Source organism: Pseudomonas sp. MF4836, assembly GCF_002018875.1.
In the GTDB taxonomy this organism is placed as follows: domain Bacteria; phylum Pseudomonadota; class Gammaproteobacteria; order Pseudomonadales; family Pseudomonadaceae; genus Aquipseudomonas.
The window spans coordinates 575,840-590,968 of record NZ_MVOL01000003.1 but is presented as its reverse complement, the minus strand read 5'-3'; the positions used below and the strand labels follow the sequence as shown (position 1 = coordinate 590,968).

The following is a 15,129-nucleotide window of genomic DNA, read 5'->3' as shown; positions in this document are numbered from 1 at the left end:
AGAAGCCGATGGGCTGGCCATGGATGCTGAGCAGAACCGATGGAGCACCAATGCCGGCAAGCGGCGTCTATAGCGCTCAATCGGGCCCGGGGTCAGCGTTTGGTCGGCACCGGGTTGGCGTCGAAGGTAGGGGGCGGCGCCACTTGCAGGGTGGTGATGGAGCCGCGCTCGGACAGCGAGTAAGTGACCTTGGAGATCAGCATCTCCTGATCGAAGCCCAGCACCTTGTCGATCACCCGTACCAGGCAGTTGTGACGCCAGAGGTCGCCATTGGCCTGACGCCAACCTTGCACGCTGTAGGTGGTGGTCAGCGCCTTGCCCTGGCGGGTGGCGCTTTCCCAGTCGGCCCGTTGCTGGGCCAGCTCCGGGGTCAGTTGCGCCGCCTCGCTGATCACCGTGACCCGCTTGCGGGTGGTCTGCGCATCGCTCGCCACACCGGACACTTCACTGACCGCGCTGCCGCTTTTCTGGTCGCTGCCCTTGTGCTGGCCGATCACCCTGTACTCGGAAAACACCGCGGAGAAATCCATCGCTGCATTCGCCGACAGGATGTTCTTGCCCAGCTCCAGCACATCACTCGCGCGCCCGCCGCTACCCGGTGCCGCCAACAGCAACGCGCCCTCGACATCGTCGGTGGAAAACACCCGGTACAGGGTCAGCAAGCGGTCGATGGAAGCGAACACCGTTTCCCCCGGGACGATGCTGTGGGTGTGCAACTTGCTGGTGGTGGGGATTTCGCTGCGCACGGTCACCCCATAAGGCTGGGCCAGGGCGCGAACGATGTTCAGCAGGTCCTGCTCGCGCCATTGGCTGGGGCGATTGATGGCGGCGCAATCCACCAGGTCCTGGGTCAGCGAACTGCCCTGGATACTCAGGCTGATTTGCTTGCCGTCGTAACTGATGGGCGCCTTGTACACGTGCCCGGTGAGCACCAGGTCGCAGCCGATACGCACCTGGCAGCGCGCTCCGGGCTTGATCCGCACCTGCTGGTCCTGCCCCGGCCACTGCCAGGTGATGTTCATGCTGAAGGTGCGAAACTGACGCTCCAGATCGGCAACGATTTCCACGTTTTTCCAGCCGCTGTAATCCAGGCCGTCAACGGTCAGGGTCACGGTATTCTGCAGTTCGGTCATGGCTTACTCCCGGGCGACTTTAAGGTCTTTGGCCGGCAGGAACCCGGGGTGCGCCGCGCCATTGCGCTGGATCACTTCGCCGACCCGCGTCGCATCGGCAAAACGCTGATAGGCCAGGACCAGAGCCGGTTGGCTCTGCGTGGGCGACAAGGTAATCAGGCGCACCCCGGACGACGCCACCGCGGTCAGGTGACCGAACAACTGCTGGCGCAGTGCGTTGAGCACTTCGTAGTGCCGGGCATCGGCCTTCAGCGCCGCGCCCCAGATCACCTCATTCAGGGCATCGCGCAGGGTCAGCACATCGTCGGCCACCGGCACCTCAAGACGCTGCACCGGTTGTACCGCCTGCTGCCCGACGGCCGGCGTGGAGTTGAGCTTGACCACCGGCGTCGCCACCGGCATCTGCGCCACCTTGTAGCCCAGCTTCACCAGCAGTGCGTCCTGCACCAGGTTGGCCATGGCCTGGGCTGCTGCCGTGGTGTCCTTGCCAGTGGTGAGTTTGGGCGTATCGATCTGCTTCGCCGCCTCGACCTGCTGCGACGCATTGGCCAGAATTCCGCGATAGCCTTCCCGGGCGAAATCCTTGAGCTCGCGAATATCTCCCAGCAGGCCTTCGAACTCGGCGCTGACTTCACGCGGCAGTTCCTTGATCGAACGTACCAGCAGGCTGAGGTCGCGGTAGGTGTCGAGCACTTGCTTGAACTCATGCTCGATCACCTGATAGACGTCCTTGAGGCTGTCGCGCAGCTCCTTGACCCCGATCCTCACCGCCTTGATCAGGCTGACCGCCTCTTCAAAACGGCTCACCGCCGAACCCAGCAGGCTGTCGGAGGCCACCAGCAACTGTTGCTGGGTGTTGACCGCTGCCGAGGGAAAGCGCAGCGGCTGATCCGGGTAAAACTTCAGGCTGAAGGTCACCAATCCGCCGTCCTGGCGGGTCTGGGTCATCTCGCACTCGCCGACCTTGACCTGCATCCTCCCCAGCCACGGGTGCACCAGCTCACCGGCGCCCTCCTCCAGGGCCTTGAGCAGTTTGTCGCGCTGCGCCAGGCAATCGGCGCCGACGATAAATGCCGTCAGGTCATGGATCTTCGCCTGCTGCCCCAAGCCCTCGAAAAACGGCTGGTCGCGTTGTGGGTATTCGTGCAGCTGGCCCTTTTGGCCGACCGGGGTTTTCGCCTGATCCACCCAAAACGCCACGCCACGAAACGACGCCGGCAATAAACGATCACGCCAGGAATCAGACATTGGAACCTCCCAGGGAAAGCGAGCGATAGCCGACGGTGGAGGCCACGGTCAGGCCTGGCTGGTTGGTTTGGGCTTGGTCGACGCGTAGGCCGGCAGGGGCGTTGGCGAAGCTCACCATCAAGCCGCCTTCGAGTTGAGTACGGTTATTGGCGGCGGTTTGCTGGATCAGCGCACTGGAGTTTTGCGTCAGCGCGCCGCCCTGCATTGAAGCCAGCCCGTTGCCCGCGGCATTGATGGTCCTTTGTGCCTCGGTGAGGCCTTCAACCTTGCCGGTGACATTGGCGATCACCCCGGCGAACCCGCCCTCAAACAGCTCTTTGATCGGTGCGATCACGTCCTGGAGTCGTTGCCACAACCCCACGAACCACTCGGTGATCGGCTCCCAGTTATTGATCACCATCCCCAGCGGCGACCAGTCGAACAGCGTGCCGAAGAACGCCTTGACGGCCTCGGCCGGCGGTTGCAACGCAGCCCAGATCGAACTGAAGTAATCGCCGATGGCGCCCCAGTTGTTGATGACCATCCCCAGAGGAGAAAAATCGAACAACAGGTCGAAGAAGTCCTTGATGACTTGAGCCGCCGATTGCAGGCCCGCCCAGATCGAACTGAAGAAACCGCCAATAGCCCCCCAGTTGTTGATGATCATCCCCAGCGGAGAAAAATCGAACAGCAGACCGAAGAAGGTCTTGATCACTTGGGCAGCCGGTTGCAACGCTGCCCAGATCGAGGCAAAGAACCCGGTGATCGCCCCCCAGTTGTTAATGATCATGCCCAACGGCGACCAATCGAACAGCCCCTTGAGAAACGCCATGACCGGCACTGTCAACGCCTTGAGCAGATCCCAGATCGCCGAAAACAAGCCGGTCAGCCCGCTCCAGTTATCCATGACCAACCCCAACGGCGACCAGGAAAACACCGCCTTCAGGAAATCGACAACCGAGCCCGCCAGCGCTTTGATCCCGTCCCACAGACTGGAAAAAAACGCCGTGATCGAGCCCCAGTTGTTAATCACCATGCCCAGCGGAGTCCAGCTGAACATTGTGCTCAGCACATCCATCGCCGTCGCCGCGGCGCTTTTGACGGCCTCCCAGAGGCTGACAAAAAAGCCTGAAATCGGAGTCCAGTTGGCCACGATCAGGCCGGCGGCCAAGGCGATGCCCATGGCGATCAACATCACCGGGGAGGCACTGAGCACTGTGCTCATCAGGCCAAACACCTGAGTCGCCCCGGTGACCGCCGTCTGCATCGCCGAGAAAGCAATGGCGCCAGCAGCCAACCCTTCAACCAGCGCCGGGTTGTCGTTGAGCAGGCTGCCCACGCTGTTAAGCATGGGCTCCAGGCCCACCACCAGTGCACCTACGGCCGGCAACAATGCCGCATCGATGGCGGCTGAAACCTTGCCCATCGACTGGCTGAACACATTCATGTTTTGCGCAGCGCCCGGCATATCGGTACCGCTGGCCGAATCGCCAACCTCGGCCAACTTGCCCTTGAATGCATCGCAGGCCTTGATCCCTTCCACGAACGGCGTCATCAGGCTGCCGCCCTTGAACAGACCGCTGATATCCAGCTTGCCCAGCCCCGTCTGCTCAAGGTTCTTCTTGAACGTGTCGACCTTGCCCTGAAGAGAAGCGAGTTTGGGGGACAGCTCATCGATGCCGCTGAGCAGCACCGATTTCTTTTCTACGGTTTGTGTGTCTGCCATCACTGCACCTGCTGCATCGCATTGATCCGTTGCGCGTGCTCCAGGGATTCCCGGAGCACATCCAGTGGCCTGGCCAGCATCTGTTCGGGGTCTACCTTCCAGAACCAGGCCAGGTCATAGGCGACAGCGATCAGGTCGGCGATGGCTGCGATGCCGCACTCATGAAAAAACTCGCCACCGCCCAGCTCAAGGCATTGAGGTCGGCCAGGTCCAGTTGGTTGACCGAGGACGGCGGAATGCCGGCGCAGACCGCGATGTATTTGGCCGCGACGTCCATGTCCAGGCTGACTTCCTCGCCCTTGTCGATCTTGTACGGCAGCGCCTTGATCGTGCGCACTTCCTGCACCGTCGGCCGGCGCAGGGTGAGTTCCAGCAACGGCTCGCCGTGAGCTTCGATCGGCACTTGCAGCTTCACCAGGCTGCTCATTGCCAGGTCCCCTTCTGCCCTTCAAAGCTCAGCTCGATGGTGGCGTCATCGCCCTTGGCCACCGGTTCGTCCACCAGGTAGGCACCGGCCAGCACGTAGACCTTGCCGTTGGCGAACTCGCAGGTGACGGTCATGTCGGAACCGGCAATCAGCTGCTTGAGCGGGAAGTCCGGGGTGTGCAGCGCGGTGACTTTGAACGACGGGGTGAGGTCGGTTTCCTTGTAGAAACCCGGGACCACGGTTTCCCGCTTGACGGCCATCAGCGGTGCTTCGCAGCCGCCGTTGATGGTCAGTTGCGCGCCGTCCACTTTGACGTAGCAGGTGCCTGCAATCAGTTGACCCATGATATTTCTCCGAAAAAATAAGCCCGCTCGAGGCGGGCTGAAAAAACGCTATGCAACAGGCCCGATTCAGGCCGCCGCGTCGTACTGCAGGCGGAACTGGTTGAGCAGCGCGAACACCCGCAGGCCATTGATGTAGTCCGGCGGGAACAGCACGTTGACCCGGCTCGGGTCCTGCACGTCGCGCTCGACGATCAGGTGCTCGGCGAACAGCTCGGCGTTCTCCACGTGGCCTTCCATTTCCAGCTTGGCGTACTGGGCAATCAATTCGCCGCGGATGGTGCTCGGGGTCACGATCGGTTGCCCGGCGCCAAAGCGGGTGCCATCGGAAGCCAGCTTGTGTCGCCCATATTTGCTGGTGATCACGCTTTGCAGGCGACGCACGATAAACGCCGACTGGTGCATGGTTTCGCTGTCCAGGTAGGAGTTGTCGGCCTGGCCGTAGGCGTTTTTCTGGTAGGTGGTGATCGAACGCTGGATCCGCACGTAACCGCCTTCGTAATAGGCGGTGGCGATGCCGTAGTTGAGCAGCGACTGACGCTCGGTCAGGGTGAAACGCTCGCTGGCCGGTGCCGGATCGACACCCGGCAGGCTGCCACTTTGAGTCGGACGGCTGGCGTCGGCAGAGATAAACACCGAGGTCCGCGCAGCCAGGGCGGCGGCTTGCACCCACACCGGTTGCGGCACACCGGCTTCCAGGGCCTGGATGGTCATGTGCTGGTCATTACGCGCCTGGCCCGCTGCTACCAGCGTGCCGACGGTGCCGCGCTTGGCGCTGTAGACATGGCCGAACAGTTGCTTGGCCCAGGACCAGCGACCGGTGCTGTCATCCATGACCGCTTGCCAGGCGTTGAGGGTCGAGGTGTCGGTCCAGGGCATGCAGATAAATTCGAAAGGCTCGTCGCCCAACGCCGCCAATGCCGCGACCTGATCCGGCACACCGGTGCCGCCGGCCATCTTGCCAAGGGTCAGCGACAGGCCGGCCGGGGTTTCCTCGCCATTGCTCTTGCCCAGGCGATTGAGTTGCAGGCTGATGTCATTGCCCGTGTCGCCGGTCCACTTCGCGCTCAGGGTGACGGTGCCATCAACGGCAGCCGCCGTGACCGGCAGATCGACCGCGGCGTTGATCTTCAGCGCCAGCGCCGCGGCGGCCTGAGTGGCCGTGGCGCCGGTGACGATCGAGGCCTGCACCCGCACACCGCCGACATACAGATTGAGCAAGCCGCTCTGGGTCGCCGCGCCGGTGAGCTTCAGCTCGGCCTTGGCCATGCTGCCCTCGGTGCTGTGCAGCGGCAGGCACCAGATCTCGCCGACCGGGTCGGTCTTGCGCCAGGTTTCGTACATGGCGGCGAGCATCGAACCAGTGCCGCCGATGCTTTTCGCCAGGGCCACACTGGATACCAGCACCAGGCTGCCGACTTCGGTGCTGGTGGCGTTGTCGTTGACCTGGGCCACGATCAGGCGGCGCATGGACGACGAAGCACTATTGGCTGCCGAATTGTCCATCTCGGCGTAGAACAGCGGTACACGAATGTCCGCAGGGATATTGCTGAAACCGATCGCCATTATTTGGCTCCTTGTGATTTCGCCGCTTTCACGGCTTTGCTGGTGATATCGCCATCGGCCAGACGTCGACGCCACCAGGCGTTGTCCGGTACTTCACGGCCGGTGACAGGCAACAGATCGCCCGCTTCCGGGTCCGGCACCGCGCGGCCAGCGGCCGGCAGCACAGTGATGCGTTTAGTCATGGGGTTACGTCTCCTGAAAAAGTCAGCTCCAGACGCCCGTCGGGCCCCGGACGTTGCAGATTGGGGTCGGCCGGATCGATGGCATCGACCCGCACCGTGACCCCGGTAAAAGACGGCAAGCCGTCGAGTTCACGTTCATGCCAGGTTTCCGCCGGCTGGCTGGGCAGGTTGCGACCCAGCTGGAACTCAGCGAAAAAGTGCAGGCGGTAGAGCAAGCGGGTGGCACTGAGCGACACCAGCTCGCCGCCGTCGTATTCGATGGGGTTGTAGTCGAGGCCGGGTTTGAAACCGACCAGGGCCCGCCAGACTTCGGCGCGCAGGTCGTGCATCAGATCCAGCGCTTTTGTAGCGTCGGTGGCGTCAAGCACCAGCAGCACTTCGAAGCGATCGCGGATGGTTTGACGGCTAGCGTTCTGCGCCGCACTGCGACTCGCCACATCGGCCAGGGGCGCGATATACGCCGCAGGGAGCTGCAGCGAGGGATCGGTCTCCAGGAAAGGCAGGTCGATGCCGACAGCGATGCGGTTGGTGAGGTTGGGGCAGTGAGTGCGGAGCTGGGTGGAGATGGGGGTGATTTTCATGGGGTCACCGGGCAATAAAAAGCCCGCTGGGGGGCGGGCTTAAAGAAGAGTCCGAATCATCGGAGGCCCGCATCCTTGCAGGCTGGGGTCGAGGTTATCGCCCCTTAGTTGCCACTCCGCTGGGCTTTATTTTGTTCTCACTCACTTGGTATGAACTGTATTCGGGTGAACCGAAACGTTGTGTCGATTAATTGGTGATCAACATATCGATAGTGCTGGTATCGCATGAAAAATTAGCGTTCTTATCAAGGACAAAATAGAGGGCGGACGATTTGGTGACGGGCACTTTAGTTGCCGAAAAGACAGTGCCTTTACCTCTGGCCAAACTGCCGGATTGAATAACGGTGCCATCCACATTCAGTGACCAGGCGACACCATCACCACAGGTGTCATGGACATGGTTGACACGCCCCAAAACATTAACTTCTCCAACGATTGGGCTGCTCCAGCGGATGATGGTCTGGCTATTCTCGCCAGGGTGAAAAGCAACGCTCCCCGGCGTGAGAGAAAAGGTGCCGTTTCCTGTAAACGTATAAGGCTTGAAATGGACTGACACATGAGCCCTTGAAGCCGGATCCTGCCAGCATGTAACAGGGTTTCCATTACAGTCATCCGCCTTGAAGAAAGGTAGCAACGTATAATTTTCAGGATTATTCGTCCCCGACGCGTTCTGCATAAATGCCCAGGGCGAGTTTGGCGCAGGATTACTCTTGATAAAGACAACATCCCGCGCCAAGTTCCAAGACATCGCATCCGCCCAGGTATTCAGGGATGTACCCATCAACGAAAACAGACTCAAGAGCAATACAGCTTTAATCTTTTTCATACTATCTCCGATAGTGTTTTTGCGAGCTTACGTGCTCATTTTCAAAGCGGCTTGCGCAGAAAAACTGCCGCAACTCCTTACAACGAGCGATCAATCAATCGCTCCTAACGCTTCATCACTGACTATTAGTGCTCATGGATCCCAATAGCGATCCAACCGCAGATAAAACTCAGTCCAGCCCAAGCACGCCAAAGTTGGGCGCAATGACTTAAAGCTGCACCACCTTAAGTGGCCGGGCTGCTGGCTTTTTCTTGCCCGCAGCCTTGGCCTTGCCTTGCTTGCCGCCATTGCACTCAACCGTGGTACTCCAGCCAGATTGGGTGAACAACTGCTCGACCGAATCCACCAGGTAGTTGCCATCGAGTCCGACCTTGAAGCCCTGGGCACTGATGATTCGCTCGGCAAACAGATCGGTACGCCCGGGCATATCCAGGCGCAAACTGGCAGTGCTGCGGTTGAAGGCCGCCAAACGCGCTTTGGCAGCCTGCTCGGCGGCCTGTTGGTTCGGATACAGATGTCGATCGGTATTCACCGTCGGCACGCCTGGCGCTGCATGCTCATTACCCAGGTCGATGACTTTGAGCGCTCCACTCTTTTTGTCCTGGTGCCGGGTCTGCACCGCCTTGTGGGTACTGCCATCACTCAGCCGGAACTGATAGCGGCTGACATCACCACGGGTAAGGGTGACAACGCCCAGAGCCTTGCCGCTGGCGCTTTGCCCGGCTTGCCGGGGCAGTACCAGGAGCTTGCCTTCGGCCACCTTGGCGGTGCAGTCGTATTGCCTGGCCAGGCGGGTGATGAAGTTGAAATCGGACTCACTGAGCTGATCGATGCGCGGCACCTTGATGGCGAGCGGGCAGATCGGTATCCATCCGTTGCGCGCCGCCAGGTCACGCACAATCAGTTGCAGCGAGACGTTCTCCCAACTGCCACTGCGGGTGGTTTTGCCGCTGCCGCGCATGTCACTGGCCTTGCCGCGAATCTCGAGGGTGTCGGGCGGTCCGTTCACCACCACCTCATCCACGGTGTAGCGCCCCAGGCGGGTCAGTTCCTGGCCGGCGTAACCGAGGAACACTTCAATGCTCGCCCCTCGCCGGGGCAGCGCCACGGCGCCGGCGCGGTCATCGATGCGCAGCTCGAATTCGTCCGACTCCATGCCGGGCTTGTCCGTGGTGCGCAGGCTCAGCAAGCGGTCGTTGATCTGCGCGGTGATGTCCCGGCCATCGGCAACAACGCGGAACCTTGGCGTCATGATCCGTGCTCCAGAAAGTGCAAACCCTGTACTCGACGGGGCTTGTTGAAGGGGTTGAGGATCAGTCCCATAGCTGGACCATGGCCTCGGCCCGAACCGGCAGTTGCGGCAGCCGGATCAAGACCCCGGCGCGAAACGGCTGGGGTTCGTCGGCCAGCCCCTGGTTGGCATCCAGCACGGCCTCGACACTGCCGTTGAGGTGGCCGTAGTACTGCTGACACAGGGTATCGAGCAGGTCCCCGTCAGACGTTCTGCAGGTCGTCGCCATAGCTTACGAACTCCAATGAAAAACCTTGTTTGCGGGGGATACCACCGGCCAGCAGGTGGCTCTGGTCTTCCTCGATGCTGGTCAGGCACCAGGTGCCCAGCACTTCGCCGTAGCCCGTGGTCAGGCTCAGCGGCTGCAAGCGTCGGCCGATACTGCGCAAGGTTTGCAACTGCCCCAGCCCCCCCTTGAACCCCGGAAAGATCGCGCCCTTGAGGGAAATGCGCTCTTCACCCTGGCCCACCGCCTGCTGGGCGACACTGCGGCTCAGGCGCTCCTGGCCGGCCCAGCGGAACCCGGTCTGTCGGCGCAGCTCCTCAAAGGCCGCGGTGTCGACATTGAAGTAGTAAGGCTGCCCACCGGCCCCCAGCGGTTGCAGGATCAACAGGTGGGGGAAGGGCTTCACCGCTTCGGCCGCCGGGGTGGCCTGTTCGGCAAACGCGGCCGTCGGGAAAATATTGCCCAGGGCGGGGCTGATCTGCCCGCCGATGCGGTTGATCGCCACGCCGGCCTTGGCCACCTGCTCCTGCAAGGCGCCAAGACGCTGCTGCACCTGCCCCGCCACCGTCACCGCCTGGCTGTACTTGGCCGCCACTTCACCGACGACCGACTGCGCGGCGCTGATACCACGCATCGTGCGCTGCAACTTGGCGCCCAGGGCCGGCCCGACAAAGGGCAGGTTCTCCAACTCCAGGGCGGCGCCGGTGATATCGCTGATGGCACCGTTCATGGGCCCCAGCATCTCATCTGCACTGCGCCGCCCCGCCTCCGCTGCCGCCACCAGGGAGCCAAGCCCCGACTGCAGCTGTTCCATGTAAGCCATGGGATCTCCTTAAACGTATGCCGCGTCGAACAGCTGGCGAGCGGCAGCCTGGCGGCTGAACTCGTCGAACTGCCAGCGCAGGTGCGGTTCCAGCTCCCGAGCCAGTTGCGCAGGGTCGCGCACATCACCCTGGACCGAGATCGACAGGTAGGGCGCGAAGCTGAACTGCTGCTCGATGACCGGGGGGACCTGGGGTTTGAATGAATCCGGCGCAGTGATCGTGGCCAGCGCCGCGCTAGACGACGATGGACTGGCCATCGAGTGCGCCGCCTGCCCCATCAGCGGGGGTGTCTGGCCTTTCTGGAAGGATTTGGCGATGTCGCCCATGACCGGCGGGATGTTCTGCCCGGCGTTGCGCATCATCAGCGGGCCGGCTGCGGGCATCTGCTTGAGCGACTCGTCGGAGCCGAACATCGCCTTGCCTGCATAGGAGCCCAGGGCGTCGCCGCCCCTGTAACCCAGAGCACCGCCAATGACGACACCTGCAGCGCCGCCAAAGGCGGTGCCTAGTCCTGGTATGACAGAGCCAATGGCAGCCCCGGCAGCAGCCCCCATTTTGGCCCCGACCAAAGCGCCTGCTAACCCACCCGCCGCGCCGCCATAACCTTCAGCCTTCTCGTCGCGGGTCTTGGCGTTCTGGTAGGTATCTGCCACCTGAATACCGGCATCTAGCACCGAAAAGAATGAGCCACCCAGCTTGGGTGGTTTTATCTTCCTGAACATTGACCCTACCCAGTTCAGCGCCGTGCGCCCCATGCCCAGCGCACCATTGGCGACGCTGCCTATACGAGCTGGACTGAATGCACTTTTCAGTGTCTGGAAAATCCTACTGAACCTGCCGGGCTTGGCCTTCGCGCCACCTGGGCGCTTTCGACCCTTGTTGCCCTTCTTGTCCCGGCCGCCGTCGAGGTCGTAATCGCCCGCCCCCATTCCCAGTGCGTTGGTAACAAATACCCGCTGTACAAACTTGGGATCAATCTTCAGCCCGCCTCGGAAAACATTCAGCAGGCCCTTGCCCATGCTGTAGACGGCCATCAGCTTTTTCACCGCGACATAGGCGGCGCCCAGGGCGGTCACTCCCAACACCAAGGATGGAGCCGTCTCCGCCAATTGAGTCAGCTTACCGACTACCAGGGTCAGGCCCTTGGCCGCCAGATCAGTGGCCGGGCGCAGGGCCTCTCCCACGGCACGCATGCCATCGTCGACCGCCTGCGCGGTTTCAGCCCAAAGCTGCTTGGAGGCTTGCCGACGCTCGGCCAGGTTCCTATCAAGAACGCCCGAAGCACTCAACGAATCCTTCTTCACTTGCTCGTACTGCTGCCGGCCCTGGGTCTGAGCCAGCAAAGCCGCCTTGATCTGCATATCGGTGAACAGGTCGCCGGTGCGCAGAGACTCTTCCAGTGCCTCGAGCATGGCCTTGGCCTTCGCCGGGTCCGTTTCCTTGCTGATCTGCGCCTGGGCCTCGGCCATCTTCGCCGCCTTGGCCGGGTCGATGGCCCTGACGTAGCGCATGGCCAAAGCAAAGCTCGCCTCCAGGCTCGACATGCCCTTCTGGATACCAGTGTTCAGCGAAGCCTGGTAATCAATACCGGCGTCTTCGTAGGCTTTGACCGCCTCACTGGAGCCGATTTTCCCTATCCAGTTCTGCAACTGGCCGGCGGCCTCATCGGGACTTGCGGCGGTGTTCATCTGCACCTGCAGCATCGAGCCCAGTTGACTCACCGCATCCATACCGGTGAGCCCCTCCCCCTTCGCGCTCTTGAGCAGGGTCGGCAACAAGCGCGCCATGTCGGCGGCTTCGAAATTGCCCGCCTGCCCCTGCTGGGCGATGGCCTCCAGGGCCTGCTCCATGACCTTGGGATCGCTGATCCCGGCTTGCAGCTCCAGAGCTCGCATCAGCTTCGCAGTATCTTCGACACCTGCGCCCTGGCCCACCGCAAACTTGGCCGCCAGCGCGGCATAGCCCTGGGCCTTGTCCAGCGACATGCCGCTGGCAGCCATCTGCCCCACCAGAGCGGCCACCTCGTTGCGGGCCATCCCCGTGTCCCGTGACGTCTGAATGACGGTGCGGCTCAGTTGCGCTTCCTGAGGCTGATTGGCCACACCGGCCTTGATCGCGATATCACGGATCAGCGCCTGATAATCGGCACTGACCTTGACCGGGATGGCCAGCTTGCCGATCCCGTCCTTGGCCAAGCCATAAGCCGCCTTGAAGTCGGCCTTGCCCTGGCCGATCTGCTGCAGCCCTCGGGCCTGCAAAGCCGAGCCCCGAGCCACATTACCCAGCGCCTGGTACTCCTGGCGCAGTTTGTGGACCTGAACACCCTGCTGGCGCAGGCCATCACGGCTCTCTTCCAACCGGCGCAACAGTCCGGCGGCGGAAGCGGCGCCGGTGTCATGGGCCTTTTTCCATTCATCCTGCAGACGCAGGGTCTGGCCGATGGCCTTTTCCAGCACCCCGGCCTTGTTGCCCTGTGCCTCCAGCTTCTTGATCCGGTCTTCCACCGTCTTGAAGGCGGCGTCCCACGTCGAACTGAGGGCCGTACCAATCACCACCAGCCCTGATTCCAGTTTGCTCGCCATCTGCCTCTCCTGCTCCTTGGGTGACGGGCTCAATCCGTGAGCCACCAGACCATGTCGGAAAACCTCATGGTCATGATTTCCTCGGCGGCGAAATGCAGCTCGCTGGCGAGCCGCTTCGCTGCCATTTTCATCACCTTCGGATCAAAGCTCGTCGTCTTGCACCAGGCGAAAATAGCCGGCCTGCAGGCGCTGGTAATCCTTGAGCGCCATGCCCTCCAGGTCCTTGGCGCTGATTTGCGCGAGGCTGGCAAACAGCATCAGCTCGCGCTGTTCATCATCGCCGGCAGCCCCGGCATTGGCCGCACGCACATCGCGCACGGTTGGAGCGCGCAAGGTGACCTTGTCGCAGACCACCCCGTTCATCTCCACCGGTTTGCTAAGGCTGATGACGACGTTTTCCGCGCTCAGGGTCATCCACACCGGGGTCTTGTTGCTTGCTTGAGACATGCTGGTGGTTTCCTTACAGGCCCAGGGCCGAACGTTGCGCGGCCAGTTGGTCGACGCCATTGATCACGCGCTTCATGCCCAAGGCATCGATTTCGTAGATCAGGCGACCGTCGACTTCGAGCTTGTAGTAGGTCAGCGCCACGTTGTGCTTGATCTCGGCCTTGTCGCCGGACTTCCAGTCGCCCATGTCGACCTCTTTGAGCAGGCCGCGCAGGGTCACGATCACCGGGGTGACCTTGCCCTTGAGGCCCTTGAAAGCTCCACGGAACACGCCATTGAACGAGGTGCCGTCAGCCAGGCCGAAGAACTTCAGCGACTCGCGGCGCACGCCGGTGGTGGTAAACCCGGCCTCTTGTTTTTCCATGCCCATGTCCAGCTCGACCGGCACGTCCATGCCGCCGGCGCGGTGCTCCTCGGTCTTGAGCGTGAGCTTGGGCAGGGTCAGGCTGGGCACGTCGCCTTGGAAGCTGACGCCATCGGCGAACAGGTTCATGTTCGCCAGGGTTTCGGGAATCATTGCCATTGCTGCGGCTCCTTAAGCGGCTTGGTCGAGGACTTCGGTCAACCACTGGTTGGTGACCTCGACCCGGAAATTGGGGTTTTCGGCCGGCGGCACATCGGTAAAACGGATGTTCCAGTACACCTTGCCCTGCTCCAGCTGGCTGGCGGTGTTGAGCTCGGTGTCGGCATACACCTCGAAATTGATGATCGCGCCCTGGTTCTTCAGGTCGCGCATGAACGCCTGTAGGCCTTCGGTGACGTCCTTGACATAGGTCGCCGTGATCGAGCGGTCGACCGCCCACTTGTGGCCGAAGAGGATGGCGTCCATGACGATGTCCATGGTTCGCACCCGGGTGACAAACGCCCACTTCGGATCGCTCGACAGCGTGCGGTTACCCCATAGACGGAAGCCGTCGTCGCGGATGACGGTGGTGATGTTGGCGTTGTTCAGCAGGTTGGCGCGGCAGGTTTCATCGCCGTCCAGGAACTCGATGGAGCGCGAGGTGCCGGTGATGCCAACAAACTCCTTGTTCGATGGCGAAGCCCAGAAGCCGTATTCGTTGTCGGTCCAGGCAAACAGGCCGGCGACCCAGGCCGAGGCCGGCGCGTCGACCGTGGCGCTGGCGCCGTTGTCCCAGTACTGAACACCCGGATCGACCATGTAGGCGCGCTTGGCGCCAAAATTCTTGGCGTACTCCATGGCCGCTTCGTCGGTGCTGTTCGGGCCGTCGATGATCGCCAGGCCACGCAGCTTGTCGGCCAGGGCGACCAGCGCGGTGCCGACCGCCAGGGTCGAACTGTGTTTGGGGGTCACCAGCAAACGCGGCTGGGCATTGAAACGGCTCTTGCCGTCCAGCAGCGCCTGCAAACCGGTGCGCTTACCGTCGGCCAGCACCCCACCGATGATCGCCGAGGTCTGCTCGGCCGCATCCGCCACCTTGGCCACGCCGCAGGCAACGATCACCGCCTTGGCGCGCTGATAGATGGCCTGGCAGGCCTTGGTGATGGCCGCATCCGGGCCCCAGGCCGCGATGGCCTCGCGCTCGTTGGTGATCAGCAGCAGGTCGTTAGCCTTGGCCGTGAAGGCCGGGGCTTCGGTGAAGGTGTCCACCAGGCCGATGATCGAGGACGTCGGCAGCGAAATAGTGCGCGCACCGGTGTCGACGTTGGTGACGGTAACGCCGTGGAAAAAACCACTCATGGATAAACTCCAGACATGAAAAAGCCCCGGGTAAAGGGGGCTGTAAGG

16 protein-coding genes are annotated in these 15,129 nt (G+C 62.0%); all 16 read right to left on the bottom strand.

Translation table 11 applies throughout. From position 1 onward, the window contains the following. Positions 1–92 precede the first annotated feature (92 nt). On the bottom strand, positions 93–1,133 hold the full coding sequence (locus MF4836_RS09445; protein ID WP_078470106.1) for a phage baseplate assembly protein: 1,041 nt from the start codon (positions 1,131–1,133) through the stop codon (positions 93–95). 3 nt (positions 1,134–1,136) lie between these two features. Continuing rightward, the gene (locus tag MF4836_RS09440) at positions 1,137–2,381 is read right to left on the bottom strand and encodes a DNA circularization protein (RefSeq protein ID WP_078470105.1); all 1,245 of its coding nucleotides are present in this window, start codon (positions 2,379–2,381) and stop codon (positions 1,137–1,139) included. Next, positions 2,374–4,086, bottom strand: coding sequence for a phage tail protein (locus tag MF4836_RS09435; protein WP_078470104.1), 1,713 nt, complete (start codon positions 4,084–4,086; stop codon positions 2,374–2,376). Before MF4836_RS09435 ends, MF4836_RS09440 begins: the two co-directional genes overlap by 8 nt. A gap of 130 nt (positions 4,087–4,216) precedes the next feature. Beyond that, positions 4,217–4,513 (bottom strand): phage tail assembly protein, encoded by a 297-nt coding sequence (locus tag MF4836_RS09430; protein WP_078470103.1) that lies wholly within the window; start codon positions 4,511–4,513, stop codon positions 4,217–4,219. Then, entirely contained in the window at positions 4,510–4,857 is a 348-nt protein-coding gene (locus MF4836_RS09425; protein WP_020296570.1) for a phage tail tube protein, read from the bottom strand. The genes MF4836_RS09430 and MF4836_RS09425 overlap by 4 nt, the downstream gene beginning before the upstream one ends. Positions 4,858–4,923: 66 nt before the next feature. Then, positions 4,924–6,420, bottom strand: a complete 1,497-nt coding sequence (locus tag MF4836_RS09420) for a phage tail sheath subtilisin-like domain-containing protein (RefSeq protein WP_078470102.1) — start codon at positions 6,418–6,420, stop codon at positions 4,924–4,926. Next, positions 6,420–6,602, bottom strand: a complete 183-nt coding sequence (locus MF4836_RS09415) for a DUF2635 domain-containing protein (protein WP_078470101.1) — start codon at positions 6,600–6,602, stop codon at positions 6,420–6,422. The genes MF4836_RS09420 and MF4836_RS09415 overlap by 1 nt, the downstream gene beginning before the upstream one ends. Then, entirely contained in the window at positions 6,599–7,183 is a 585-nt protein-coding gene (locus MF4836_RS09410; protein WP_078470100.1) for a phage tail terminator protein, read from the bottom strand. Before MF4836_RS09410 ends, MF4836_RS09415 begins: the two co-directional genes overlap by 4 nt. 187 nt (positions 7,184–7,370) lie before the next feature. Next, on the bottom strand, positions 7,371–8,009 hold the full coding sequence (locus MF4836_RS09405) for a hypothetical protein (RefSeq protein WP_078470099.1): 639 nt from the start codon (positions 8,007–8,009) through the stop codon (positions 7,371–7,373). A gap of 208 nt (positions 8,010–8,217) precedes the next feature. Beyond that, positions 8,218–9,261, bottom strand: a complete 1,044-nt coding sequence (locus MF4836_RS09400) for a phage late control D family protein (RefSeq protein ID WP_078470098.1) — start codon at positions 9,259–9,261, stop codon at positions 8,218–8,220. Positions 9,262–9,322: 61 nt separating this feature from the next. Further along, complete coding sequence (locus MF4836_RS09395; protein WP_020296575.1) at positions 9,323–9,529, bottom strand: tail protein X; 207 nt, start codon at positions 9,527–9,529, stop codon at positions 9,323–9,325. Continuing rightward, complete coding sequence (locus MF4836_RS09390) at positions 9,504–10,349, bottom strand: phage tail protein (protein ID WP_078470097.1); 846 nt, start codon at positions 10,347–10,349, stop codon at positions 9,504–9,506. The genes MF4836_RS09395 and MF4836_RS09390 overlap by 26 nt, the downstream gene beginning before the upstream one ends. 9 nt (positions 10,350–10,358) lie before the next feature. Next, positions 10,359–12,932: a phage tail tape measure protein gene (locus MF4836_RS09385; RefSeq protein ID WP_078470096.1), complete on the bottom strand. Its 2,574-nt coding sequence runs from the start codon at positions 12,930–12,932 to the stop codon at positions 10,359–10,361. 141 nt (positions 12,933–13,073) lie between these two features. Further along, on the bottom strand, positions 13,074–13,379 hold the full coding sequence (locus tag MF4836_RS09380; RefSeq protein WP_078470095.1) for a phage tail assembly protein: 306 nt from the start codon (positions 13,377–13,379) through the stop codon (positions 13,074–13,076). Between the two features lie 13 nt (positions 13,380–13,392). Beyond that, positions 13,393–13,902 carry a phage major tail tube protein gene (locus MF4836_RS09375; protein WP_078470094.1) on the bottom strand — a complete coding sequence of 170 codons (510 nt, stop codon included), beginning with the start codon at positions 13,900–13,902 and terminating at the stop codon, positions 13,393–13,395. A gap of 12 nt (positions 13,903–13,914) precedes the next feature. Beyond that, entirely contained in the window at positions 13,915–15,081 is a 1,167-nt protein-coding gene (locus tag MF4836_RS09370; protein WP_078470093.1) for a phage tail sheath subtilisin-like domain-containing protein, read from the bottom strand. Between the last annotated feature and the right edge of the window lie 48 nt (positions 15,082–15,129).

Coding starts and splice junctions, on each gene's coding strand:
- MF4836_RS09445 (WP_078470106.1), bottom strand. CDS start 1,133: ATGACCGAACTGCAGAATACCGTGACCCTGACCGTTGACGGCCTGGAT.
- MF4836_RS09440 (WP_078470105.1), bottom strand. CDS start 2,381: ATGTCTGATTCCTGGCGTGATCGTTTATTGCCGGCGTCGTTTCGTGGC.
- MF4836_RS09435 (WP_078470104.1), bottom strand. CDS start 4,086: ATGGCAGACACACAAACCGTAGAAAAGAAATCGGTGCTGCTCAGCGGC.
- MF4836_RS09430 (WP_078470103.1), bottom strand. CDS start 4,513: ATGAGCAGCCTGGTGAAGCTGCAAGTGCCGATCGAAGCTCACGGCGAG.
- MF4836_RS09425 (WP_020296570.1), bottom strand. CDS start 4,857: ATGGGTCAACTGATTGCAGGCACCTGCTACGTCAAAGTGGACGGCGCG.
- MF4836_RS09420 (WP_078470102.1), bottom strand. CDS start 6,420: ATGGCGATCGGTTTCAGCAATATCCCTGCGGACATTCGTGTACCGCTG.
- MF4836_RS09415 (WP_078470101.1), bottom strand. CDS start 6,602: ATGACTAAACGCATCACTGTGCTGCCGGCCGCTGGCCGCGCGGTGCCG.
- MF4836_RS09410 (WP_078470100.1), bottom strand. CDS start 7,183: ATGAAAATCACCCCCATCTCCACCCAGCTCCGCACTCACTGCCCCAAC.
- MF4836_RS09405 (WP_078470099.1), bottom strand. CDS start 8,009: ATGAAAAAGATTAAAGCTGTATTGCTCTTGAGTCTGTTTTCGTTGATG.
- MF4836_RS09400 (WP_078470098.1), bottom strand. CDS start 9,261: ATGACGCCAAGGTTCCGCGTTGTTGCCGATGGCCGGGACATCACCGCG.
- MF4836_RS09395 (WP_020296575.1), bottom strand. CDS start 9,529: ATGGCGACGACCTGCAGAACGTCTGACGGGGACCTGCTCGATACCCTG.
- MF4836_RS09390 (WP_078470097.1), bottom strand. CDS start 10,349: ATGGCTTACATGGAACAGCTGCAGTCGGGGCTTGGCTCCCTGGTGGCG.
- MF4836_RS09385 (WP_078470096.1), bottom strand. CDS start 12,932: ATGGCGAGCAAACTGGAATCAGGGCTGGTGGTGATTGGTACGGCCCTC.
- MF4836_RS09380 (WP_078470095.1), bottom strand. CDS start 13,379: ATGTCTCAAGCAAGCAACAAGACCCCGGTGTGGATGACCCTGAGCGCG.
- MF4836_RS09375 (WP_078470094.1), bottom strand. CDS start 13,902: ATGGCAATGATTCCCGAAACCCTGGCGAACATGAACCTGTTCGCCGAT.
- MF4836_RS09370 (WP_078470093.1), bottom strand. CDS start 15,081: ATGAGTGGTTTTTTCCACGGCGTTACCGTCACCAACGTCGACACCGGT.